This is a genomic window from Lysobacter sp. Root916, from assembly GCF_001429785.1.
Taxonomy (GTDB): domain Bacteria; phylum Pseudomonadota; class Gammaproteobacteria; order Xanthomonadales; family Xanthomonadaceae; genus Lysobacter.
Genome location: NZ_LMJF01000018.1, coordinates 13,581 through 35,616, shown reverse-complemented (window position 1 = coordinate 35,616; position 22,036 = coordinate 13,581). Strand labels below are relative to the sequence as shown.

General features: G+C 70.2%; 21 protein-coding genes and 1 pseudogene. 11 read left to right on the top strand and 11 right to left on the bottom strand.

What is annotated here, in order from left to right; genetic code table 11:
- Positions 1-73: 73 nt before the first annotated feature.
- From ASE35_RS20280 to ASE35_RS20270, 3 genes are read right to left on the bottom strand one after another with little or no spacing between them, the layout of a single operon-like run.
- Positions 74-856, bottom strand: a complete 783-nt coding sequence (locus ASE35_RS20280) for an SDR family NAD(P)-dependent oxidoreductase (RefSeq protein ID WP_057164938.1) — start codon at positions 854-856, stop codon at positions 74-76.
- Positions 853-1,281, bottom strand: a complete 429-nt coding sequence (locus tag ASE35_RS20275; protein ID WP_082611401.1) for a VOC family protein — start codon at positions 1,279-1,281, stop codon at positions 853-855. The genes ASE35_RS20280 and ASE35_RS20275 overlap by 4 nt, the downstream gene beginning before the upstream one ends.
- A complete protein-coding gene (locus ASE35_RS20270; RefSeq protein ID WP_056176900.1) occupies positions 1,274-1,633 on the bottom strand; it encodes a hypothetical protein in 360 nt (119 codons plus the stop codon). The genes ASE35_RS20275 and ASE35_RS20270 overlap by 8 nt, the downstream gene beginning before the upstream one ends.
- A 115-nt stretch (positions 1,634-1,748) precedes the next feature.
- Between ASE35_RS20270 and ASE35_RS20265 the strand changes: the two genes are divergently transcribed.
- Positions 1,749-2,378: a TetR/AcrR family transcriptional regulator gene (locus ASE35_RS20265; RefSeq protein WP_056176897.1), complete on the top strand. Its 630-nt coding sequence runs from the start codon at positions 1,749-1,751 to the stop codon at positions 2,376-2,378.
- A 157-nt stretch (positions 2,379-2,535) separates the two neighbouring features.
- Here ASE35_RS20265 and ASE35_RS20260 read toward each other — a convergent pair whose 3' ends face one another.
- Both ASE35_RS20260 and ASE35_RS20255 read right to left on the bottom strand, forming a co-directional pair.
- Positions 2,536-4,050, bottom strand: coding sequence for a YifB family Mg chelatase-like AAA ATPase (locus ASE35_RS20260; RefSeq protein ID WP_057164936.1), 1,515 nt, complete (start codon positions 4,048-4,050; stop codon positions 2,536-2,538).
- Positions 4,051-4,060: 10 nt separating this feature from the next.
- Entirely contained in the window at positions 4,061-4,327 is a 267-nt protein-coding gene (locus ASE35_RS20255) for an accessory factor UbiK family protein (RefSeq protein WP_056176850.1), read from the bottom strand.
- 275 nt (positions 4,328-4,602) lie between these two features.
- On the opposite strand from ASE35_RS20255, the gene ASE35_RS20250 reads away from it, so the two are divergent.
- Positions 4,603-4,941 carry a P-II family nitrogen regulator gene (locus ASE35_RS20250; protein ID WP_056176848.1) on the top strand — a complete coding sequence of 113 codons (339 nt, stop codon included), beginning with the start codon at positions 4,603-4,605 and terminating at the stop codon, positions 4,939-4,941.
- Between the two features lie 62 nt (positions 4,942-5,003).
- Here the strand turns inward: ASE35_RS20250 and ASE35_RS20245 are convergent, their stop codons facing one another.
- Positions 5,004-5,948 (bottom strand): LysR family transcriptional regulator, encoded by a 945-nt coding sequence (locus ASE35_RS20245; RefSeq protein ID WP_057164935.1) that lies wholly within the window; start codon positions 5,946-5,948, stop codon positions 5,004-5,006.
- Between the two features lie 179 nt (positions 5,949-6,127).
- Between ASE35_RS20245 and ASE35_RS20240 the strand changes: the two genes are divergently transcribed.
- The 3 genes from ASE35_RS20240 (at position 6,128) to ASE35_RS20230 (ending at position 9,565) form a co-directional block, all read left to right on the top strand.
- On the top strand, positions 6,128-7,135 hold the full coding sequence (locus ASE35_RS20240) for a YeiH family protein (protein ID WP_057164934.1): 1,008 nt from the start codon (positions 6,128-6,130) through the stop codon (positions 7,133-7,135).
- Positions 7,136-7,366: 231 nt separating this feature from the next.
- The gene (locus ASE35_RS20235; RefSeq protein WP_057164933.1) at positions 7,367-7,936 is read left to right on the top strand and encodes a hypothetical protein; all 570 of its coding nucleotides are present in this window, start codon (positions 7,367-7,369) and stop codon (positions 7,934-7,936) included.
- A gap of 369 nt (positions 7,937-8,305) precedes the next feature.
- Positions 8,306-9,565 carry a M12 family metallo-peptidase gene (locus ASE35_RS20230; RefSeq protein ID WP_057164932.1) on the top strand — a complete coding sequence of 420 codons (1,260 nt, stop codon included), beginning with the start codon at positions 8,306-8,308 and terminating at the stop codon, positions 9,563-9,565.
- A 96-nt stretch (positions 9,566-9,661) separates the two neighbouring features.
- On the opposite strand, the gene speE is transcribed toward ASE35_RS20230, so the two are convergent.
- Entirely contained in the window at positions 9,662-10,531 is an 870-nt protein-coding gene (speE, locus tag ASE35_RS20225) for a polyamine aminopropyltransferase (protein ID WP_057164931.1), read from the bottom strand.
- A 186-nt stretch (positions 10,532-10,717) separates the two neighbouring features.
- Between speE and ASE35_RS20220 the strand changes: the two genes are divergently transcribed.
- The 4 genes from ASE35_RS20220 (at position 10,718) to ASE35_RS20205 (ending at position 15,741) form a co-directional block, all read left to right on the top strand.
- On the top strand, positions 10,718-12,574 hold the full coding sequence (locus ASE35_RS20220; protein ID WP_057164930.1) for a M48 family metallopeptidase: 1,857 nt from the start codon (positions 10,718-10,720) through the stop codon (positions 12,572-12,574).
- Between the two features lie 116 nt (positions 12,575-12,690).
- Positions 12,691-14,580, top strand: coding sequence for an arginine decarboxylase (gene speA / locus ASE35_RS20215; protein ID WP_057164929.1), 1,890 nt, complete (start codon positions 12,691-12,693; stop codon positions 14,578-14,580).
- A gap of 19 nt (positions 14,581-14,599) precedes the next feature.
- On the top strand, positions 14,600-14,851 hold the full coding sequence (locus ASE35_RS20210; RefSeq protein ID WP_057164928.1) for a YciI family protein: 252 nt from the start codon (positions 14,600-14,602) through the stop codon (positions 14,849-14,851).
- A 26-nt stretch (positions 14,852-14,877) separates the two neighbouring features.
- Entirely contained in the window at positions 14,878-15,741 is an 864-nt protein-coding gene (locus ASE35_RS20205; protein WP_057161685.1) for an NAD(P)-dependent oxidoreductase, read from the top strand.
- 147 nt (positions 15,742-15,888) lie between these two features.
- Here the strand turns inward: ASE35_RS20205 and ASE35_RS20200 are convergent, their stop codons facing one another.
- The 4 genes from ASE35_RS20200 to radC form a co-directional block, all read right to left on the bottom strand.
- Positions 15,889-16,305, bottom strand: coding sequence for a hypothetical protein (locus ASE35_RS20200; RefSeq protein WP_157489599.1), 417 nt, complete (start codon positions 16,303-16,305; stop codon positions 15,889-15,891).
- A 555-nt stretch (positions 16,306-16,860) separates the two neighbouring features.
- Positions 16,861-17,700, bottom strand: coding sequence for an SPOR domain-containing protein (locus tag ASE35_RS20195; RefSeq protein WP_057164927.1), 840 nt, complete (start codon positions 17,698-17,700; stop codon positions 16,861-16,863).
- Complete coding sequence (argS, locus tag ASE35_RS20190) at positions 17,701-19,389, bottom strand: arginine--tRNA ligase (RefSeq protein ID WP_057164926.1); 1,689 nt, start codon at positions 19,387-19,389, stop codon at positions 17,701-17,703.
- A gap of 143 nt (positions 19,390-19,532) precedes the next feature.
- Positions 19,533-20,207, bottom strand: coding sequence for a DNA repair protein RadC (gene radC, locus ASE35_RS20185; RefSeq protein WP_056176807.1), 675 nt, complete (start codon positions 20,205-20,207; stop codon positions 19,533-19,535).
- Positions 20,208-20,356: 149 nt separating this feature from the next.
- Here radC and coaBC point away from each other — a divergent pair.
- Together coaBC and dut are read left to right on the top strand one after the other, a co-directional pair.
- Positions 20,357-21,576, top strand: a pseudogene (coaBC, locus tag ASE35_RS20180) (bifunctional phosphopantothenoylcysteine decarboxylase/phosphopantothenate--cysteine ligase CoaBC).
- Entirely contained in the window at positions 21,573-22,031 is a 459-nt protein-coding gene (dut, locus tag ASE35_RS20175; protein WP_056176804.1) for a dUTP diphosphatase, read from the top strand. Before coaBC ends, dut begins: the two are co-directional and overlap by 4 nt.
- Positions 22,032-22,036 lie beyond the last annotated feature (5 nt).

Genomic DNA, 22,036 nt, shown 5'->3' with positions numbered 1-22,036 from the left:
CGCCGATGCGCGTGGCGACGATGGGATGCGCGACCGCGCGATTCGCCTTGGGATCGCGCGCCATGTTGCCGGTTCACAACATCACGCGCCCGCCGGCCACGTCCAACACCACGCCGGTGATCCAGGACGAGGCGTCCGACAGCAGGAACAACGCGGCCGAGGCGATGTCCTCCGGCTCGCCCAAGCGGCCCAGCGGAAAGCCGGCGCGCATGTCCCGCTGGCGCTCGGCCGGGATGGTGTTGCGGGTGCGCTCGGTCAACACCGCCGAGGGCGAAATGCAATTCACCCGGATCCCTTGCGGGCCGAGCTCGTGCGCGAGATGGCGGCTGAGCATGACGACGCCGGCTTTGGCCGCGCCGTAACCCGCCGGCGCGCCGGAGGCGATGCGGCCGCCGGCCGAGGCCATGGTCAGGACCGCGCCGCTGCCGCGTTCGAGCATGCCGGGCAGGAAGCTCTTGACGGTGAAGAAGGTCGAGCTGAGGTTGTGGTCCAGGCTGGAGCGCCAGTCCTGTTCGCTGATGTCCTGTACCGGCATCGGCCGCCCGCTGCCGCCGCCGGCGAACGCGAGCAGATAGTCCGGCGCGCCGGCTTCGGCGGCGATGCGGTCGCGCAAGCGTTCTAGCTCCGCCAACTGCGAGCAGTCGGCGGGCGCGCCGCTCGCCGTGCCGCCGGCCGCGCGTATGGACGCCACCACCGCCTCGATCGCGGCACCGTCGCGGCCGTTGACATAGACCCGCACGCCCTGGCGCGCGAGCGCGTGGCAGGTGGCCGCGCCGATGCCGCGCGAACCGCCGGTGACCACGGCGAGCTTGCCGCGCAGGTCCGGATAGCGGGCCTCGCTCTCGTGCGCGGTCATGCCTGCGCTCCCGCAGCGGCCGCCGCTTCGGTGTAGCAACGCAGCTCCAGGTTGTGTCCGTCCGGATCGTAGAAATACAAGGAGCGCGCCCATCCGCGCGCGCCATGGGCCAGCGCGTCGGCGTTGCCGTCGCGCGCGAAGGGCGCGCCGCCGTAGGCCAGGCCGCGCTCGCGCAGACGCGCCAGCACCTGGTCGAAGCCGCGCCGATCGAAGGCGAAGGCCAGGTGCTGGCGCTCCGGCGCGGATTGCTGCAGCAGGTCGACGATGCAGTGGGCGTTGATCCGGATCGCGCAGGACGCGTTGCGGTCGCGCTCGAAGCCGAGCACTTCGCGATAGAAGCGCAGCGATGCCTGGGTATCGGCGACGCGCAGGATCAAATGATCGAGCAGCGGTGCTGAGCTGTCGTTGGCTGCGGTCTCAGACATAGCGGGCCACCGCCATGCACAGCGCCGCGACAGCCAGCAGGCCCGCGGCCACGCGCTGGCCACTTAGCGCACGCCCGCCGCGCAGCAAACCGAACTGGATCAGTGCGGCGATCAGCGCCGCCGCCGCGCCGGTCGCCAGCACGTGCTCGGCCCTGCCGTCGCCGCCGCGATGCAGCAAGGCCCACAGCGCGATCCCGCTGAGGATGGCCGCCGTCGCGGCCGCCATCTGCGGCCTGCGCAGGGCGTCCAGGCCCAATCCACCACTGCGACTCAAGGCGAACGTGGTGCCGGCCCAGAAGAGGCTGGACAGCACGTGCAAGGCGACGGCGACGACGACGAATGCGAGGCTCATGGGGGATTCCTGCGACGGTTCGAATATTGACTGTACATATTGTATAGTTAATAAACAAGCTGCCGTGCCCGCACCTTCTGGGGCAGGATGCGGGCTGACCGTCCCTGCTTCGCCCATGAAACCGGACAGCCCCGAACCGCCGCGCCCGTACCACAGCCCCCAGCGAGCCGCCGCCGCGGCGCAGAAACGCGAACGCGTGGTCGCCGCCGCGCGCGACTTGCTGGCCGGCGACGAGGGCCTGGGCGGCTTCTCGCTGGAGGCGGTGGCCAAGCGCGCCGGCGTGACCCGCCTGACCGTCTATCACCAGTTCGGCTCGCGCCGCGCGCTGCTCGAAGCGGTGTTCGACGACCTCGCCGTGAGCGGCGGTCTGCAGCGCATCGCCGCGGCCATGGCAATGCCGGACCCGCAGGCCGCGCTGGCCCAGGTGGTGCTGGTGTTCTGCGAGTTCTTCGTCGACGGACGCACGGTGATGGCCCCCTTGCTGGCCGCGGCCGCGAGCGATCCCGAGCTCAAGCAAGGATTGAGCGAGCGCAACGAACGCCGCCGCCGCGTGTTGCGCGTGCTGGTCGAGCGCATGGACGTGCGCGCCGGCGCGGCCGACGATCTGGTCGACGTGCTGTGGGCGCTGACCGGCGCTGCGTTCCTGATCGAGCTCGCCGCGGGCGGACGCGGCACACAAGCGGTGGCCGCCCTGGCGCAGGCTTTGGCGGCGGATGCCGTGCAACGAGCGTCGCGGCCCCGCTGACGAGCGCGCGTTGTCTTTCGCCGTCCGGGCCAGAAGGCTGCGGTAGCGCCGCTGCTCTAGGCGAACGGCGCGATGTGCAGACCGATCGTCGCGAGCGGCCCTTTACGCCGCCCCGCACCGAGCGACGCAGATCGCGGTCCGCCGGCGAAGCCGCCTCTCATGCGGCCTGCATCGCCGACCCACGCTCCGCGCGACGGTAGCCGATCGCCTCGGTGAGGTGCGCGCTGTGGATGCGCGGGCTGCCGGCCAGGTCGGCGATGGTGCGCGCCACGCGCAGGATGCGGTGGGCCGAGCGCGCCGATAGTTGCAGGCTTTCCACCGCGCGTTCGAGCAGGTTGTAGTCGCGATCCTCCAGGCGGCAGGTGGCCGAGGTTTCGGCCTGGGTCAGTTGCGCGTTGACCTTGCCGGCGCGACTGCGCTGCAATTCGCGCGCGTGGGCGACGCGGGCGCGCACCTCGGCGCTGGATTCGCTGGGCGGGGCGTCGGCGCGCAGCTCGGTGGGCATCAGGCGCGGCACTTCGATGTGCAGGTCGATCCGGTCCAGCATCGGCCCGGACACGCGTGCGCGATAGCGACGGATCGCGTCGATGCCGCAATGGCAGCGGCCGCTGCGATCGCCGGCCCAACCGCAGGGGCAGGGGTTCATGGCGGCGACCAGCTGGAAGCGCGCGGGGAATTCGCTGCTGCGCGCGGCGCGCGAGATCGTGACCACGCCCGACTCCAGCGGCTCGCGCAGCACTTCCAGCGCGCGCCGGTCCCATTCGGGCAGTTCGTCCAGGAACAGCACGCCTTGATGCGCGAGCGAGATCTCGCCCGGACGCGGTTCGGCGCCGCCGCCGACCAGGGCGACCGCGCTGGCGGTGTGGTGAGGCGAGCGGAACGGGCGTTCGCGCCAGCGCGCCGGGTCCAGGCCGCGTCCGCTGACCGAGGCGATGGCCGCCGCTTCCAGCGCCTCGTCTTCGTCGGCTTCCGGCAGCAGGCCGGACAGGCGCGAGGCCAGCAGGGTCTTGCCGCTGCCGGGCGGACCGATCAGCAGCAGGTGGTGGCCGCCGGCGGCGGCGATCTCCAGCGCGCGGCGCGCCTGGCTCTGGCCGCGCACGTCGGCCAGGTCCGGTCCGGGCGTGCGCGTGGCGGCCACCGCGACCGCGGCCGGCAGCGCCTTGCGCGCCGACAGCATGGCGCAGACCTCCAGCAGGGTGCGCGCGGTCATGGCCTCGACCCGGCTGGCCAGCGCGGCCTCAGCGCCGTTGTCGGCGGGCACGACCAGCTTGCGTCCGGCGTCGGCGGCGGCCAGCGCCGCCGGCAGCACGCCGTCGACCGCGCGCAACTCGCCGGTCAGGCCCAGCTCGCCCAGGAATTCGTACTCGCCCAGCCCCTCCAGGGGAATCTGTCCGCTGGCGGCGAGGATGCCCAAGGCGATCGCCAGGTCGTAGCGACCGCCGTCCTTGGGCAGGTCGGCCGGAGCCAGGTTGACGGTGATGCGTCGCGCCGGGAACTCGAACTGCGCGCATTGGATCGCCGCGCGCACGCGGTCCTTGGCCTCGCGCACCGCCGCCTCGGGCAGGCCGACGATGGACATCGCGGGCAGGCCGCCGGCGAGGTGGACCTCGACCCGTACCGCGGGCGCACGCACGCCCGTACGCGCACGGCTGTGCGCGATCGCCAGATTCATGCGGGTGGACTCAGTGCTGGGGCGGTGCGGATTGACCCAGCTGGGCTTCCAGCTCGGCCACGGTGCGCTGCAGTTCGTCCAGCTTCTCGCGCGTGCGCAGCAGGACCGCGCGCTGCACTTCGAACTCCTCGCGCGTGACCAGATCGAGCTTGGCCAGCCCACTCTGCAGCACAGCCTTGAAGTTCTGCTGGATTTCCTCGCGGCCGTCGCGCACGCCCGGCGGCAGCAGCGAGCCGAGGCGGCGGGCGAGGTCGTCGATATGGTTCAGGTCGATCATCGGGGTCGGGACTCAATCCGGGGGACGTGGCCAGCATGGCCTCGTGGCCGGGACGGCGCCGTCGGTGCGGACCGCGCCGCGCTGTCAGAAAAATCCGACATTGCGGTGAGGCATTACACCACGGCGGCGGACGCGGGCGCGAGGTAGCCCATCCTCGGGTGCGCCCAGGCGAAGGCCGCGTGAACGCCGCGGGATAGGGCCGCAGCCTGCGGCTCGGCTATGCTGCCGCCCAGACGAGGCGCGCCAAGTGCGCGGATAGGAACCGGAGAGCGACGATGAAGATGGTCATGGCGGTGATCAAGCCGTTCAAGCTGGACGACGTGCGCGAGGCCCTGGCCGAAGCGGGCGTGGCCGGCATCACCGCCACCGAGGTCAAGGGCTTCGGCCGCCAGAAGGGTCACACCGAGCTCTACCGCGGCGCCGAATATGTGGTCGACTTCCTGCCCAAGATCAAGCTCGAGGTCGCGGTGACCGACGAGCAGGTAGACGGCGTGGTCGAGGCGATCATGAAGGCGGCCGGCACCGGCAAGATCGGCGACGGCAAGATCTTCGTCTGGGATCTGGAGCGCGCGGTGCGCATCCGCACCGGCGAAATGGACGGCGACGCCTTGTAAGGCGGCTCGCGTTTGCGGATGCCGCGCGTCGAATGACGCAGGCGCCATCGGCCGCCGCGCATCTATCGTGCGCCCGGCTTGCGCTGACCCGATCGTGCCGCGATCGCTTGCGCATCCAGCGCCAGAAACGCGCGCAAAGCCGGCGCCTGCGGGCGATTGACCAGTTCCAGCCGATACAGCGGACGGGTGGCGTCGGCGCGGCCGATCGGCGCGATCGCGCGCAGGCGGCCCATCGCCAGCAGATCGGCGACCACGGGTTCCGGCAGCAAGGCGATGCCCGCGCCGGCCGCGACCGCGCGCGCGATGGCCTCGTTGCTGCCGACTTCGATGCTGCGCGCGGGCGCGAAGCCCTGCGCCTCGAACCAGGCCTGCGCGGCCTGGCGCGTGCCCGAACCGGGCTCGCGCAGCAGCCAGGTCTGGGCGGCCAGCGCGGCCGCGCCTGCGCGCTGGCCCAGTCCGGGCGTGGCTTCGGCGTCCGCGGACGCGACCACGCGCAGAGGTTCGGTGCGCCATAGCGTGGCCGCCACACGCGCATCCTCGACTTCGCCCTCGACATAGCCCACATCGATGCGGCAGTCGATCAGCGCGCGACTGATCTCGTCGGTGTTGCCGACCACCAGTTCCAACTCCAATGCCGGGTGCCGGCGCACGAAGGCGGCGAGGCTGCGCGGCAGCCAGTACGCGGCCACCGTGGTGCTGGCACCGATGCGCAGCCGGCCCTGACGCAGTTCGACGCGATCGCGCACGTCCTCGCTGGCGGCGCGTTCCAGGGCGAAGATCGCGCGCGCATGCTCGAACACGGCGCGGCCGTGTTCGGTCAGCACCACGCCGCGCTGGGCCTTGCCGTCGCTGCCGCCGCGTTCCAGCAGCGGCAGGCCGAGTTGATGCTCCAGTTCGCGCACCGCCTTGGACACCGCCGACTGGCTTACGAACAGCAGCTCGGCCGCGCGCGAGTAGTTCTGGGTCTCGACCACGGTCAGGAAGCTGCGCAGCAGGTGCAGGTTCATAAGTATGAGTTCAGCTCATCGATCATCGAATTATATGTATTGGACGCTAGCATCGTGCGGGCCTAAGGTGGCGTCGATTTCGCCAGGCGCCCGGCGCTGGAGTGTTCTGTCCCGTGTCGTCCGCCTACGAAACCGTTGCCCCGTCCCCCGTTGTGGAGGCATCGGCGCCGCGACCGGCGATGCGCTGGGTTCCGGGCCTGGCGCTGGCCGCGGCGCTGGCGGCCTTGGCCTGGGGCCTGGCCGAATGGGCGCCCATGCGCGAGCTCGGCTTGAGCGCGCTGACCCTGGCGATCGTGCTCGGCATCGCGGTGGGCAACACCGGTTTCACGCGTATCGCCGCGATCGCCGCTCCCGGCGTGGACCTGTGCCGCAGCCGGCTGCTGCGGCTGGGGATCGTGCTGTACGGGTTCCGGGTCGGCTTCCACGATCTGGCCGCGGTCGGCGTCGCCGGCCTGGCGGTGGATGCGGTGGTGGTGGCGTCGGTGTTCGCCACCGCAGTGTGGCTGGGCACGCGCTGGCTGAAGCTGGACCGCGAGACGGCGATGTTGATCGGCGCGGGGAGTGCGATCTGCGGCGCGGCGGCGGTGATGGCGACCGAGCCGGTGCTGCGCGCGCGCGCGCATCAGGTATCGGTGGCCGTGGCCACGGTGGTGGTGTTCGGCACCCTTGGCATGTTCGTCTACCCATGGCTGTACCCGTACCTGGGCTTGAGCGAGCACGCCTACGGCGTTTACGTGGGCTCGACCGTGCACGAAGTGGCGCAAGTGGTGGTGGCCGGCCGCGCGATCGGTGAGACCGCCGCGGCCACGGCGGTGATCGAGAAAATGCTGCGGGTGATGCTGCTGGCGCCGTTCCTGTTGCTGCTGTCGGCGCGCATGGCCGGCCGCGGCGGCGACGGCGCGCGCGCCAAGCTCGCCCTGCCCTGGTTCGCGCTCGCCTTCATCGCAGTCAGCGGCCTGCACTCGCTGCTGCCGCTGCCGCCGGCCTGGGTGGCGGCGATCGTGCAGCTGGATACCGCGCTGTTGGCGATGGCGATGGCCGCGCTGGGTCTGCGCACGCAGATCGGCGCGATCCGCCAGGCGGGGGCCAAGCCGCTGGTGTTGGCGGCGGTATTGTTCGCGCTGCTGACGGTGGGCGGGTATGCGCTCAACCTTGCGGCGATGCGCTTGATCGGTGGCGGCGGATAAGTCCGCGCGTAGTACTGCAGCGCTGATTCGCCGGAGGATCCGGCGCAGTTGCGCCCGGCGGTAATCGAGCAGTTCGCCACCGGCCACATTCCTGCGCGCGAGGAGTTCATTTTGTATCTGCGCTGCGCGATGGTGATGACAAAATCCGCGTGGTGATAGAGTCGGCTCATGCGTCGGCCGTGCGTCAGGCCGTTTGCGCACCGCTCGTCCGGACATTCCCAGGGATACGCGATGTCGAAGCCACCGGTGGCCTATGCGATGACCGCTGCGCGGTGGCTTGCACTCGCGATGCTGAGCGCCGCCCTGCCGGCATTGGCCTGTACGCCGGCGCCGCCGCTGAGCGGCGTGGCGGCTCGCGAGGCCAAGCAAGTGTTCGTGTTCCAGCTGACGGCATCGCGGCTGGCTGCGCCTCCCGAAGAGGTGGAGGGAACGGTGTACGGCGAGATCCGTGTGCTGAAGGTCTTGCGTGGAAACGCGGCCATCTCTCCGAAGATGCGTTTCTACACCGGCGTATGCGCCGGCACCCGCCTGGACACCGGTCACTACTACGTCGCGTTCGTGCCCGACGCCCGGCCGGGTTGGTGGGCCAGCCAAGGCTCGGTGATCCATCTGGGGGCTTCGCCGCCCCTGGAGGGCGACGCTGACATGGCTGAAGTACGCAAGGTCTTGGATGGGCGTATTGCGCTTGAGCACACCTCGCTGATCGCAGGCCGCGATTTCGTCGCCAGTGGATGGCCGCCGCCGCCACCGCTACCGCTACCGAGAAAGGCAGCGAAACCCATCAAGCCACGTATGAAGTGAGCTTAGCGCTTTGAAGGAAAGCCCCGCATCGCCGCGGGCTTCGTTCTAGTGCGCTCATGCCGGGCGGGCAATCGCGCTAATCACTCACTTGCTACACATCTTGTGTGCCATCGATTTTTCGATGCCGGAATGTGTGATTCGCGTTGCATGTTCGAAACGCAAATGAGGGGTTTCCGATCTGTTGCGGATGCGGGCGCCGTGCCTAACTCGAATCCGTTCAAGGCGGATCGTGCCCTCACACGGCCGCGCTATCGCGGGCGGCGGTCGTCGATACGGCTATGAACGAGGCGGGCGGCCGCGGTCGCCCTCGATGCCCACACTCAATGCTGTGTTCAAGGAGAGATCCACATGCAGAAGGCTATTTTGGTAATGTCCATCGCCGGCCTGGTCGCCGCCACGGTCAATGTCGCCGATGCGCAGTCGGCGGCGGTACCGGAACTGTTCCAGGCCCATTCCGCCAAGGCCGCGGCCGCGGCGCCGGCGAGCGTCAACAACATGCTGCGCGACAAGACCGCGCTGTGGGCGGCCTCGGTGTCCGTCGACCGCAAGGCGCTGCTCGGTGCGCAGCGCGAGTTGAGCTTGAGCATGCCGGAAGGCGCACGCCTGCGCATGCGTCTGGCGAAGTCGTATCGCACCGCCGAAGGCGACGTGGTCTGGTCGGGCGCCGACCGCTTGCTGCCCGGCGGCCAGTTGCAGCTCGGCGCCACGCCGCCGTCCACCGCTTTGTTCGTGGTACGCGGCGAGCGCGTGACCGGGCAGATCGTCTCCGCCAGCGGCGAGGTGTACGAGGTGCTGACCTCGGAGGACGGCAAGCAGCAGTTCATGGTCAAGCGCGACCCGGCCAGCCTGGAAGGCGCGGACGATACCCCGGCCCGGGTCGATCTGGCGCCGCAGCAGGATCGCGGCCCTGGCGTTCGTCCGGCGGCCAACGCGCTGCTGGCCGATACCATCGTCCGCATCCTGCAGGTCTACACGCCGGAAGCCGTCACCGAGCTGGGCGGCCAGAACTCGGCCAACGATCGCGCGGCCTTCTTCATCGCTCAGTCGAACACGGCATTCGCCAACAACGCCTTGGCGCTGCGCTTCGAAAGCGCCGGCGTCCGCTTCACCTCGCAGGCGCAGTCCAGCGACGTGGCCGGTACGCTGGTGGCGCGCATCCGAAACACCAGCGATGGCTGGTTCGACACCTATGCGACCACCGAGCGCAACAACACGGCCGCGGACATCGTGGCGCTGGTCACCCGCGACGGTCTGAACAACGGCTCCGGCGGCGGCCTGTGCGGCCAGGCCGACGCGATCGGCGCAACCGCGAGCACCGCCTTCTTCGTGCAGAACCAATCCTGCAGCACCTACACCTTCGTGCACGAGGCGGCGCACTTGTTCGGCGCGCGTCACGACAACGATCCGAACACCACGCCGTTCTCCTACGGCCATGGCTACGTCAATAGCAGCGGCAACTTCCGCACCATCATGGCGGTGAACTCGAATCCGCAGCCGCGTATCGGCTACTTCTCCACGATCGACCAGACCTACACGGTGGGTGGCGTGGCGCGGGCGCTGGGCACCAGCACCCGCGACAACGAGCGGGTCATGCGCACGCGTGCGGCGACGATGGCGGCCTTCCGCTGAGGCCAGCGGAAACGAAGCGGCGGCCGTGAAGGCCGCCGTGCAGTCGCGTGTCGGGCGCGGCGCCGGGCATTCGCCTGGGCCGCGTCCGATGCCGGATCAGCCCTCGCCCAGGGCCGTGGCCACGAACGGCGGCAGGCTCTGCGCGCCGCGGTGGATATCCGCGCTGTAGTACAGGGTGTCGAAGCCCTTGCCGCGCGCGTCGGCGTCGCGGAAAGCGAAGCCGCCCCGCTCTTGGTCGGCGTGTTTGCGCGCCAGGGTGCAGCTCCACCAGCCGGTGGGGTAGCACGGCTGCGGGAACGGCAGGGTCTGGAAGCTGGAGAAGCCGGCCTTGCCCATCTCGGCGCGCATTTCCTTGATCAGGTCCAACAGGACCAGCGGCGATTCCGACTGCTGGACCAGGATGCCGTCGTCCTTGAGCGCGCGGAAGCAGCTTTCGTAGAAAGCCTTGTTGAACAGGCCCTCGGCCGGGCCGACCGGGTCGGTGGAGTCGACGATGATGATGTCGACGCTGCCCGGCGCGCGGTTGGCCATGTAGGCGATGCCGTCGTCGAACAACAGCTGCGCGCGCGCGTCGCCGTTGCGCTCGCACAGTTCCGGGAACCACTTCTCGGCCATGCGCGTGACCTGCTCGTCGATATCGCACTGCACGGCTTCTTCCACGCCGGGGTGCTTGAGCACTTCGCGCAGGGTGCCGCAGTCGCCGCCGCCGATGATGACCACGTTCTTGGGCGCGGCGTGGGTGAACAGCGCCGGGTGCGACATCATCTCGTGATAGAGGAAGTTGTCGCGCGTGGTCAGCATCATCGCGCCGTCGATCAGCATGAGGTTGCCCCAGTCGGTGCTCTCGAAGATCTCGATCTTCTGGAACTGTGATTGGACCTCGTCGAGCTTGCGGGTGATGCGGTAGCCGATGGCCGAGCCGGCGCGCTCGAAGTTCTCGTAATGCCAGGTGTCGGAGCTGCTCATGCGGGTGATTCCAAAAGAAGTGGGGCGCGCCTGCCAAGGTAGCCGTCGCGGATGACGGCTGCGCTGCGCCACGACGTGCGGGCGCTGCGCCAGGGCGGGGGGCGGCATTGTAACGGACCGGGCGTGAGGCGCCCGGCCTGGCCTAAAATGGCCGCAGACACGGGGGCGGAGCAGGGGGCTGCAAGGATGGCATCGGTCGCGCGGTACCAGGGGCTGGTCGAGCGCCTGGAGCGGGAGGCGCAGCAGGCGCCGGGACGCTACAAGTTCAAGTTGGCCCTGTTGGCGGGCCTGGGGTTTGCGGTGCTGGGCGGCACGGTGCTGCTGGCGCTGGGCATGTCGGTCGGCCTGGTGCTGGCCTTGCTGGCGATCAGCCCGATCCTGCTGCTCAAGCTGCTGAAGGTGATCTGGATACCGGTCGCGTTCGGCTGGTTCGTGCTCAAGGCGCTGTGGGTGAAGTTCGAGCCGCCCACCGGCTACGTCCTGGGCCCGAACGAGGCGCCGGAGCTGCGCGCCGAGATCGAGCGCCTGCGCGCGCAGACCGGGGCGCCGCCGCTCAAGCAGATCCTGATCGATCCCAATCTCAACGCCGGCGCGGCCAGTGTGCCGCGCGCGCTGGGCCTGTTCGGGCATACCCATTACCTGGTGCTGGGCCTGCCGCTGATGCAGTTGCTCAGTCGCGAGCAGTTCGCCGCGGTGGTCGCCCACGAGTTCGGCCATTTCGGCGGCGGCCACGGCCGTTTCGCCGGCTGGATCTACCGGGTGCGCGCCAGTTGGAACCGGTTCCTGGGCGAGTTGTCGCAACGCCGTTCGCGCATGGGCGCGCTGTTCCTGCGCTTCTTCAATTGGTATGCGCCCTATTTCGACGCCTACAGCTTCGTGCTGGCGCGCGCGCAGGAGTACGACGCCGACGCCACCGCCGCGCGCGTGACCGGCGCGCCGACCATGGCCCAGGCCCTGCAGCGCGTGGGGCTGGGCAGCGTGCGCCTGCAACGCGATTTCTGGGCGGACGTGGAGCGCAGCGTCGAGACCCAGCCGCGGCCGCCGCAGGCGCTGTACCGCGACATGGCCGGCAGCTTCGCCGCGGTCGGCGCCGACGACGCGCCGATCCTGCAGGAGCTGCTGGACGAACAACCCGGTCTGGAGGACACCCACCCGACCCTGGCCCAGCGCTTGCAGGCCCTGGGCCAGTCGCCGGCCGCGGTGCCGGCGCCGGCGCAGTCGGCCGCCGAGGCCCTGCTGGGGCCGCTGCGTCAGACCCTGGAGGAGCGTTTCAGCCGCGAATGGCACGAGCACGTCGCCGAGACCTGGCAGCAGCGCCACCAGGCGCTGGGCCAGGACCATGCGCGCCTGGCCGAACTGGAGGCGCGCGCCGACGCGCTGGCCGGCGCCGAGCTGGGCGAGTACGCCGTCCTGGTCGACCGCCTGCGCCCCGACGCCGACGCCGTGCCGCTGTATCGCGCGGCCCTGGCCGCGCGCCCGGACGACGCCCTGGTGCTGGCGCGCCTGGGCGCGCAGTTGGTCGACCGCCAGGACGCGGAAGGCGTGGGCCTGCTGGAGCGCGCGATCGAGCTGGACCCGGACCTGACCGAGCAGGGCCTGCAGGTGCTGATGCAGCACCACCACCGCGCCGGCGACGAGGCTGCGTTCGAGGCCGCGGCGAAGCGGCTGCGCGCGCTATACCAGCGCCGCGACGGCGCCTTGCTCGCGCGCGAGGAGGTCGATCCCAAGAAGGACCGCCTGCTCGAGCACGGCCTGGATGCCGAGGCCCTGCGGATCGCCACGGTGGGCCTGCAGGCTTCGGGCAAGGTCAAGCAGGCCTGGATCGTGCGCAAGGAGATCGCGGGCGACGACAGCGGCATCCCGCACTACCTGGTGTTGCTGGCGCTGCGCGGCGTGGCCTGGACCGAGGGCGGGATGCTGCAGAAGGTGCTCGACGGCCTGGAGCTGCCCGGCAGCATCGTCGCCCTGCACGAATCCAGCCATCGCGCGCTGGCCAAGCGGATCAAGGCCATGCCGGGCACGCTGGTGTACACGCGGGCTTGAGGCCTGCGCGCCTGAGCCGCTGGCGGCGCCTCGCGGCCGTTCAGGCAGCGATGGCCGGGATCGAGGCATGGGGACGGTAGAATGCGCGTCCTCTCCGTCCCACTGGTGCCACGCCGATGTCCGACTGGTCGCTCGATCAGGCCCGCAAGACCTACTCGATCCCGCATTGGTCCGAAGGCTACTTCGACGTCGATACGGCCGGGCGGATCGTGGTGCGGCCGCACGGCGAGCGCGGGCCGGCGATTCCGCTGCCCGACGTGGTCGACGCCGCGCGCGCCAACGGCGCCAAGCTGCCGGTGCTGGTGCGCTTCCCCGACATCCTCGGCGACCGCCTGGACAAGCTGCAGGCCGCGTTCGCCCAGGCCCAGGCCGAGTGGGACTATGCCGGCGGCTACACCGCGGTCTATCCGATCAAGGTCAACCAGCACCGCGGCGTGGCCGGCACCCTGGCCTCGCACCACGGCGAAGGCTTCGGCCTGGAAGCGGGCAGCAAGCCCGAGCTGATGGCGGTGCTGGCGCTGAGCCGACCCGGCGGCCTGATCGTGTGCAACGGCTACAAGGACCGCGAGTACATCCGCCTGGCCCTGATCGGCCGCAAGCTCGGGCTGGAAACCTACATCGTGGTCGAGAAGCCGTCCGAGCTGGCGCTGGTGATCGAGGAAGCCAAGGCCCTGGGCGTGCAGCCCGGCCTGGGCGTGCGCATGCGCCTGGCCTCGCTGGGCGCGGGCAAGTGGCAGAACAGCGGCGGCGACAAGGCCAAGTTCGGGCTGTCGCCGCGCCAGGTGCTGGACCTGTGGAAGAAGCTGCGCGACGCCGGCATGAGCGACTGCCTGCAGCTGCTGCATTTCCACATGGGCTCGCAGATCTCCAACGTGCGCGACATCGCCAACGGCATGCGCGAGGCCACGCGCTACTTCGTCGAGCTGTCCAAGCTGGGCGCCAAGGTGCGCTACATGGACGTCGGCGGCGGCCTGGGCATCGACTACGAAGGCACGCGTTCGCGCGGCTACTGCTCGATCAACTACGGCATCGGCCAGTACGCAAACAGCATCGTGCAGCCGCTGGCCGAGGCCTGCGTCGAGCACGGCCTGACCCCGCCGCGGGTGGTCACCGAATGCGGACGCGCGATGACCGCGCACCATGCGGTGCTGGTGGCCAACGTGTCGGAAGTCGAGGAGGCGCCGGAAGGCCGCATCCCCGATTCGCACGACGACGAGCCGGCGGTGGTGCGCCATCTGCGCGAGATCCACGACGAACTCGATCGGCGCCCGGCCGTGGAGTTGTTCCACGAGGCTCAGCACCACCATAGCGAAGGCTTGTCGCTGTACGCCCTGGGCCAGATCGATCTGACCCAGCGCGCGCGCATCGACGATTTGTTCTACGCGATCGCGCATGCGGTGCGGCAACGCCTAAACTACGACGAGAAAAGCCATCGCGAGCTGTTGGACGAGCTTAACGACCGCCTGGTCGACAAGTACTTCGTCAACTTCTCCGTGTTCGAGTCGATTCCGGACGTGTGGGCGATCGACCAGGTGTTCCCGATCGTGCCGATCGAGCGCCTGGACGAAACGCCGGAGCGCCGCGGCATCCTCGCCGACATGACCTGCGACTCCGACGGCACGGTCAAGACCTACGTCGAGAACGAAGGCCTGGACACCTCGCTGCCGCTGCATCGCCTCAAGCATGGCGAAAGCTACCGGCTGGGTTTCTTCCTGGTCGGCGCCTATCAGGAGATCCTGGGCGACATCCATAACTTGTTCGGCGATACCGACGCGATGGAAGTGCGCGTCGACGGCGACGGCTACCGGATCGCGCAACAGCGCCGCGGCGACACCACCGACGTGATGCTGGATTACGTGGGCTACCAGTTGTCCGACCTGCGCCAGGCCTACCGCGACAAGGTCGCCGCGGCCGGGTTGTCGGACGAGGAGTCCGAGCGTCTGAACGAGGCGCTGGAAACCGGCCTGACCGGCTACACCTATCTCAGCGACGCGCCGCTGGCGTGACGACGGCGGGAGCGCGGACATGAAGCAGTATCTGGTGCTGGCGATGCGCGAGCCGAACTTCGATGCGGGCGCGATCGAGCCGCACCGCGAGTTCATCGCCGCGCTGCGCGCGCAAGGCCGGCTGGAGCGCTCGGGCGGGTTCTCGGACAAGAGCGGCGGCGCCTACGTGCTGCTGGCGCCGGACCTGGACGCGGCGACCGCGCTGGCGCATACCGATCCGCTGCACCTGACCGGTGCGTCGCGGCTCACGATTTACGAATGGCAGGTCTGAACACCCTCACGGGACGGAAGGTTGAAATGAAAGTCGGATTCATAGGCCTGGGCGCGATGGGCGCGCCGATGGCGCGTTACGTGCACAACCGTGGGCTGCTGACCGCGGTCGGCAATCGTACCCAGGCCAAGGCCGACGCATTGGCGGCGGAGTTGGACGTGCGCGCGGCGCGCTCGGCGGCCAACTTCGCCGACTGCGACGTGGTCACCCTGTGCGTATCGCTGGACGCGGACGTGCTGGAGAACGTGGCCGCGTTGGCCGAAGTGCTCAAGGCCGGTGCGATCGTGGTCGACCATTCGACGGTGGCGGTGGAAACCGCGCGTCGCTGCGCGGCGATGCTGGCCACGCACAACATCGGTTTCATCGACGCGCCGGTGTCCGGCGGCGTCGAAGGCGCGCGCAACGGCAAGCTGTCGGTGATGGCCGGCGGCGACGCCGAGGTGTTGGAGCGCGCGCGCCCGGCGATCGAGGCCTATGCCGCGCGCATCAGCCACATGGGCGGCACCGGCGCGGGTCAGGCCACCAAGGCGGTCAACCAGGTATTGGTCGCGGGCATCAACGAGGCGGTCTGCGAAGGCCTGGCGCTGGGCGAGAAGCTGGGCCTGGACCCGGAGCGCCTGCTGCCGACCCTGCTGGCCGGCGCGGCCAACAACTGGTTCCTCGACAAGCGCGGCGCGACCATGCTGCGCGACGAGTTCGCGCCCGGCTTCAAGTGCGCGCACATGCTCAAGGACCTGCGCATCGTGCAAGGCATCGCGCGCGACAGCGGCATCCGCACCACCGTCATCGACCAGGCCCTGGCCGACTACGCCGAGCTGATCGAACGCGGAATGGGCGAGTCCGACACCTCGGCGCTGATCGCGATTAAGCGCGGCGGATCGCACAGCTAAACCGGTCGCGCGCGTTGCGCCGGCTCCCTGTGGGGGCGGCGTAAGCCGCGATGCTGTTGCATTCGCTGCGTGAGCTGCGAGCTACGTTGCGATGGGGCCGCACGATCGCGGCTTACGCCGCTCCCACAGGAGGCAGCGGCGCCACGCTCAGGACGCAGCGGCCTTGGTGCGCCGATTGGCCAGGGTCTCGCCGATCGTGGCGCCCAGCCAGGCCGCCAACAGACTCAGCACGATCGCCGCGCCGTTGTACTTCAGCATCGCCGGCAGCGAGGCCATCGGCGGCGGGCTGTCGGGGGCGATCATCGCCACCAGCACGGTCAGGATCGACAGCCACACGATCAACACCATCAGCACCGCGACCGCACGGAATTTGCGCCGCGCGATCGCGCCGCCCACCGTCATCGCCAGCAGCACCATCAAGACGTCGCCGACCGGCACCCGGCCCAGAGGCGTGTGCAGGATCTGTCCGCCTTCGCTGTTGGCACCGGCCAATTGCGCGGCCAGACCGCCCAGCAGCAGCACCGACAGTGCGGCGATGCAGCCCAAAAGTACGCGTTTGTCCATGCTTCACCCTGCCAGGAACCGGGCGAGTCTACCTCGGCTGCATGCAAGGCAAAGCGCGCGCTGTTCGGGCTGTGACCGCGCTCGCGCTTGCCGACGGATCGGTGGCCTGCGCGTGCGTTTTTCCGAGTCGTCGCGGTGGGCGGGTCGGAGTGCGTGTGGGGAGGCTGCGGCGGTCAAGAGCAAATCCCCCTCGGTCCCCCTTTTTCAAAGGGGGAAGACAAGCAGGGGCGGCGGAGCGGGTGTCGGTCGCAGCTACTGCGCGTGCGTTCTTCCGAGTCGTCGCGGTGGGCGGGTCGGAGTGCGTGTGGGAGGCTGCGGCGGTCAAGAGCAAATCCCCCTCGGTCCCCCTTTTTCAAAGGGGGAGGACAAGCAGGGGAAGACAGGCCGGGGCGGGCGGCGCGGTCGTCGGTCGCAGCTACGCGACGATGCGGTTCGCCTTTGGCTCACCGCATCCTAAGAGGCAGAGGTGTCGTCCCCGCGTGGGCGAGGTGTCGTTCCCGCGTGGGCGGGACGAGAGGTCGAGGCGGCCGCGCTTGGGCGGCCGGCCGATTCGGCTTACTTGACCTTGATGGCCATGCCCGGCAGGCCGCCGCTGGCGAGCTTGCGCTTGGCTTCGGCCAGATCGCTGGCGGTGCCGTAAGGCCCCATGCGCACGCGGTACACGGTCTTGCCGCTGATCTGCGCCGATTCCACGCGTGCGCCCAGGCCCAGCAGGGCGATCTTGGCCTTCATTTCCTCGGCCTGGCCGGAGGCCTGGAAGGCGCCGGCCTGAAGCAGATAGCGCGTGCCGTCGTCGACCGCCGGGGCCGTGCTGGCGGTGGCGGTGGCCGCGGCCGGCGTCGTGGCGGCCGCGGCGTTGTTGGCGGCCGGCGCGCTGGTGCCGGCATCGACCGGCTTGGGCAGCGCGGCGCTGGCGTTGTTGGCGGCTGTGGCGTTGGCCGGCGTGACGGCCGTGGCCGGCGCCGTGCCGTTCTGCGCGGCGGCGGCGGCCTGCGAGGCCTGCTTCTGCTGCTGGGCCAGGCGCGCGGCTTCGGCGCGCTCGGTCGCGGCCAGCTCGGCGTCGGTCAGCGGCACTTCCTTGCCCGGCAGCAGGGTGTAGAAGTCGTATTCGGGGCCTTGCTTGGGCGCGTCGGCGGCGGGCTTGGCGTGGGCCGGACCGGCGTCGTTGTCGGGCGCGACGGTCTCGTCCTCGGCCACCGCGACCGGTGCGGGCTGGGCGTCGGGATTGGGCTTGGGTCGGAAGAAACCGTCGCCGTCGGACTTCAGGAATTTCGGCGCCGACAGGATCAGCACCACGCCCAACAGGACGCCCATGACGCCCCAGGCCCAGCCGGGCAGGCCGCCGCCGTTGCCCTGGTTGCGCTTCGCTTGCGATTTGCCACGTCGTGCTGCCACTTACATCACCTCGGGGGCGCTGACGCCCAACAGATCCAGACCGTTCGCCAGCACCTGGCGCGTCGCCGTCGCCAGCGCCAGGCGCGCGTTGCGCACGGCGGCGTCGTCGACCAGGAACTGGTGGTCGTTGTAATACGTCTGGAAGGTCTGCGCCAATTCCAGCAGATAGACCGCGATCTGGTGCGGCTCGAGGTCGCGCCCGGCCGCGGCCACCACATCGGGGTAGCGCAACAGGGTCGTCACCAGTTCGTGCGCGGCCTCGTCGTCCAGATCCAGTGGCTGAGCCAGGCCCTGCGTCAGGTCGAAGGACAGGCCGCGCTCCTTGAGCTGGCGCATCAGGCCGCACATGCGCGCATGCGAGACCTGCACGTAGTAGACCGGGTTGTCCATCGACTGCGAGCGCGCCAGATCGATGTCGAAGGTCAGCTGCGAATCGGGCTTGCGCGCGATCAGGAACCAGCGCACCGCGTCGCAGCCGGCTTCGTCGATGAGATCGCGCAAGGTCAGGTAGCTGCCGGCGCGCTTGGACAACTTCACTTCCTCGCCGCCGCGCATCACCGTGACCATCTGGTGCAGCACGTATTCGGGCCAGCCTTGCGGAATGCCGGCGTCCAGCGCCTGCAGGCCGGCGCGCACGCGCGCGAGCGAGCCGTGGTGATCGGCGCCCAGTTCGGTGATCGCGCGCTCGTAGCCGCGTTGCCACTTGCTGAGGTGATAGGCGACGTCGGGCACGAAGTAGGTGTAGGTGCCGTCGGACTTGCGCATCACGCGGTCCTTGTCGTCGCCGAAGTCGGTGCTGCGCAGCCACAGCGCGCCGCCCTCTTCGTAGGTGTGACCGTGCGCGATCAGTTCGCGCACGGTCTCCTCGACCTTGTCGTCGGCGTACAGCGAGCTTTCCAGGAAGTACACGTCGAAGCCGACGCCATAGGCGGCGAGATCGCCGTTCTGCTCGCGGCGCAGGTAGGCCACCGCGAAACGGCGGATCGCGTCGAGGTTGTCGATGTCGCCGACGCCGATCACGGACTGGCCGTCGACTTCGACCGTGGCGCCGTCGAGATAGGCGCGGGCCACATCGGCGATGTAGTCGCCGCGGTAGCCGTCTTCCGGCCAACCTGGCTCGCCCGGGGCGATGCCGCGCGCGCGCGCCTGGGTCGAGATCGCCAGGTTGTTGATCTGCACGCCGGCGTCGTTGTAGTAGAACTCGCGCGCCACGTTCCAGCCGTTGGCGGCAAGTACGCGCGCGATGCAGTCGCCGATCACCGCGGCGCGACCGTGGCCGACGTGCAGCGGACCGGTCGGGTTGGCCGAGACGTACTCGACGCCGGCGCGATGGCCGGCGCCGCTGTCGTTGCGCCCGTAGTTCGCGCCGGCGGCCAGCGCGTCGCCCAGCAGACGGCGCCAGGCCGACTCGGCGACATGGAAGTTGATGAAGCCGGGGCCGGCGATCTCGACGCGGGCGATGTCGCCGTTGGCCGGCAGGGCATCGACCAGCTTCTGCGCGATCTCGCGCGGATTGGCACGCGCGGGCTTGGACAACAGCATCGCGGCGTTGGTCGAGAAGTCGCCTTGGGCGCGGGTCTTGGGACGTTCGATCACGAAATCGGGCGTCGCCAGCTCGGCCGGCAGGGTGCCGGCGGCGCGCAACGCATCGATGGCCTGCGCGACCAGCGCGCGGAGATGGGTTTTCACGGGGATTCTGCGGGGTGCTGCGGATCGGCCATTGTACGCGAGGGCGGCCCCGCGGGCGGGCCGCGAACGCCGCCGCGACGCAGCTCGTCGCGCCGGCGCGAGGTTCGCGGCCGCGGCCCGCCGGCGCCGGCCGCGGCGCGGCCTCAGAGCATGCCGCGCGCCGCCATCGACACCGGCGGCCCGTCGGCGATCACGAAGTGGTCGAGCAGGCGGATATCGACCAGGTCCAGGGCGTGGCGCAGGCGCGCGGTCACGGCGCGGTCGGCGCCGCTGGGTTCGGGATTGCCGCTGGGGTGGTTGTGGCCGACGATCACCGCCGCGGCGTTGTGCGCCAGCGCGCGCCGGACCACCTCGCGCGGGTGCACCTCGGCGCCGTCGATGGTGCCGCGGAACAACTCCTCGAACGCGATCGCGCGGTGGCTGGCGTCCAGGAACAGGGCCGCGAACACCTCGTGCGACAGCCCGCGCAGGCGCTGGGCGAAGTAGCGGCCGGCCGCACCGGGGTCGGCCAGGGCCTCGCCGCGCTCCAGCTGGGCCGACAGATGCCGGTTGGCCAGCTCCAGCACGGCGGCCAGGGTACAGGCGCGTGCCGGGCCCAGGCCGGGCAGCTGCAGCAACTGGGTGGGGCTGCATTCGAGCAGGGCGCGCAGCGGGCCGTGCGCGTTCAGCAAGCCGCGCGCGGTGGCGACCGCGTCGTGGCCGCGCAGGCCCGAGCCGAGGAAGATCGCCAGCAGTTCGGCGTCCGAAAGCGAGCGGGCGCCTCGTGCCAGGAGTTTTTCGCGGGGCCGTTCCGCGCTGGGCCAGTCTTGGATACGCATGGCCGCAGCTTGCTCCGTAGCGTGATGCCTGCCGATCGGGCGTTACGGATGCATCGGGTAAGCTAGGGCCCCGTTCCGGCGTGGGAATTCCCTTACGGGCCGCCGCCCACGCCGGGGCCGCACCGCCGCACCAGGACATACAGCCGAACATGGCACTAGACGCGCCACCCACCCTGCAAGGCCAGCACGTGCTGCTTTGCGTCTGCGGCGGCATCGCCGCCTACAAGGCCGCCGAGCTGGTGCGCCGCCTGCGCGATGCCGGCGCCGACGTGCGCGTGGCCATGACCGAGAACGCGACCCGCTTCGTCGGTACCGCAACCTTCCAGGCCCTGTCCGGCCAGCCGGTGCGTACCTCGCTGTGGGATGCGCAGGCGGAAGCCTCGATGGGCCATATCGAACTGGCGCGCTGGGCGCAGCGGGTGCTGATCGCGCCGGCCACTGCCGACATGATCGCCAAGCTCGCGCATGGCTTCGCCGACGACCTGATCACCACCCTGTGCCTGGCCACCGACGCGCCGCTGACGGTGGCGCCGGCGATGAACCACCGCATGTGGGCGCATCCGGCCACCCAGGCCAACGTCGCCACCCTGCGCGAACGCGGGGTGCGTCTGCTCGGGCCGATGGACGGCCCGATGGCCGAGCCCGAATCCGGCCCCGGCCGCCTGATGGAACCCGACGACATCGTCGCCGCGCTAGCGCAGGTGACGGCATGAGCGCGGCCAGCCTGCAGGGCCTGCGCCTGCTGATCAGCGCCGGTCCGACCTACGAGGACATCGATCCGGTGCGTTTCATCGGCAACCGCAGCAGCGGCAAGATGGGCTTCGCGATCGCCGAGGCCGCGGCGCGGCGTGGCGCGCAGGTCAGTCTGATCGCCGGCCCGGTGTCGTTGCCCACCCCCGCCGGGGTCGCGCGCACCGACGTGCGTTCGGCCGCGCAGATGCGCGAGGCGGTGCTGGCGGGCCTGCCGGTCGACGCCTACATCGGCGCCGCCGCGGTCGCCGACTACACCCCGGCGCAGGTCGCGCCGGGCAAGATCAAGAAGAACGAAGCGCGCTTCGCGCTGGAACTGGTGCGCACGCCCGACATCCTGGCCGAGGTCGCCGTGCACGCCGCGCGCCCGCGCCTGGTGGTGGGCTTCGCCGCCGAGACCGACGACGTCGAACGCTACGCGCGCGGCAAGCTCGAAAAGAAGAAGCTGGACCTGATCGCCGCCAACCGCGTCGGCGTGCCCGGCAGCGGCTTCGAGAGCGACGACAACGCCCTGACCGTGTACTGGACCGGCGGCGAACGCGCGCTCGGTCCCGCCCCCAAGACCCGGCTGGCCGACGAGCTGCTGGACCTGATCGCGCAACGCCTGCGGACCGCATGAACCACACTCTCGAACTCAAGATCCTCGACCCGCGCTTCGGCGACGAATGGCCGTTGCCGCAATACGCCACCGCCGCCAGCGCCGGCCTGGACCTGCGCGCGGCGCTGGATCAGTCGCTGGTGCTGCATCCGGGCGATACCGCGCTGGTGCCCTCGGGCCTGGCCATCCACCTCGGCGACCCGACCTTGTGCGCGGTGATCCTGCCGCGATCGGGCCTGGGTCACAAAAACGGGATCGTGCTGGGCAACGGCACCGGCCTGATCGACGCGGACTATCAGGGGCCTTTGCTGATCAGCGTGTGGAATCGCGGGCGCGAGGCTTTTACGATGCAGCCGGGGGATCGCATCGCGCAGTTGGTCGTGCTTCCGATCGTACGGGCGACGCTGCAGGTGGTCGACGAATTCGAATCCAGTGCGCGCGGGGCCGGCGGCTTCGGCCACACCGGCGTGCGCTGATCAAA

Coding starts and splice junctions, on each gene's coding strand:
- ASE35_RS20280 (WP_057164938.1), bottom strand. CDS start 856: ATGACCGCGCACGAGAGCGAGGCCCGCTATCCGGACCTGCGCGGCAAG.
- ASE35_RS20275 (WP_082611401.1), bottom strand. CDS start 1,281: ATGTCTGAGACCGCAGCCAACGACAGCTCAGCACCGCTGCTCGATCAT.
- ASE35_RS20270 (WP_056176900.1), bottom strand. CDS start 1,633: ATGAGCCTCGCATTCGTCGTCGTCGCCGTCGCCTTGCACGTGCTGTCC.
- ASE35_RS20265 (WP_056176897.1), top strand. CDS start 1,749: ATGAAACCGGACAGCCCCGAACCGCCGCGCCCGTACCACAGCCCCCAG.
- ASE35_RS20260 (WP_057164936.1), bottom strand. CDS start 4,050: ATGAATCTGGCGATCGCGCACAGCCGTGCGCGTACGGGCGTGCGTGCG.
- ASE35_RS20255 (WP_056176850.1), bottom strand. CDS start 4,327: ATGATCGACCTGAACCATATCGACGACCTCGCCCGCCGCCTCGGCTCG.
- ASE35_RS20250 (WP_056176848.1), top strand. CDS start 4,603: ATGAAGATGGTCATGGCGGTGATCAAGCCGTTCAAGCTGGACGACGTG.
- ASE35_RS20245 (WP_057164935.1), bottom strand. CDS start 5,948: ATGAACCTGCACCTGCTGCGCAGCTTCCTGACCGTGGTCGAGACCCAG.
- ASE35_RS20240 (WP_057164934.1), top strand. CDS start 6,128: ATGCGCTGGGTTCCGGGCCTGGCGCTGGCCGCGGCGCTGGCGGCCTTG.
- ASE35_RS20235 (WP_057164933.1), top strand. CDS start 7,367: ATGTCGAAGCCACCGGTGGCCTATGCGATGACCGCTGCGCGGTGGCTT.
- ASE35_RS20230 (WP_057164932.1), top strand. CDS start 8,306: ATGTCCATCGCCGGCCTGGTCGCCGCCACGGTCAATGTCGCCGATGCG.
- speE (WP_057164931.1), bottom strand. CDS start 10,531: ATGAGCAGCTCCGACACCTGGCATTACGAGAACTTCGAGCGCGCCGGC.
- ASE35_RS20220 (WP_057164930.1), top strand. CDS start 10,718: ATGGCATCGGTCGCGCGGTACCAGGGGCTGGTCGAGCGCCTGGAGCGG.
- speA (WP_057164929.1), top strand. CDS start 12,691: ATGTCCGACTGGTCGCTCGATCAGGCCCGCAAGACCTACTCGATCCCG.
- ASE35_RS20210 (WP_057164928.1), top strand. CDS start 14,600: ATGAAGCAGTATCTGGTGCTGGCGATGCGCGAGCCGAACTTCGATGCG.
- ASE35_RS20205 (WP_057161685.1), top strand. CDS start 14,878: ATGAAAGTCGGATTCATAGGCCTGGGCGCGATGGGCGCGCCGATGGCG.
- ASE35_RS20200 (WP_157489599.1), bottom strand. CDS start 16,305: ATGGACAAACGCGTACTTTTGGGCTGCATCGCCGCACTGTCGGTGCTG.
- radC (WP_056176807.1), bottom strand. CDS start 20,207: ATGCGTATCCAAGACTGGCCCAGCGCGGAACGGCCCCGCGAAAAACTC.
- dut (WP_056176804.1), top strand. CDS start 21,573: ATGAACCACACTCTCGAACTCAAGATCCTCGACCCGCGCTTCGGCGAC.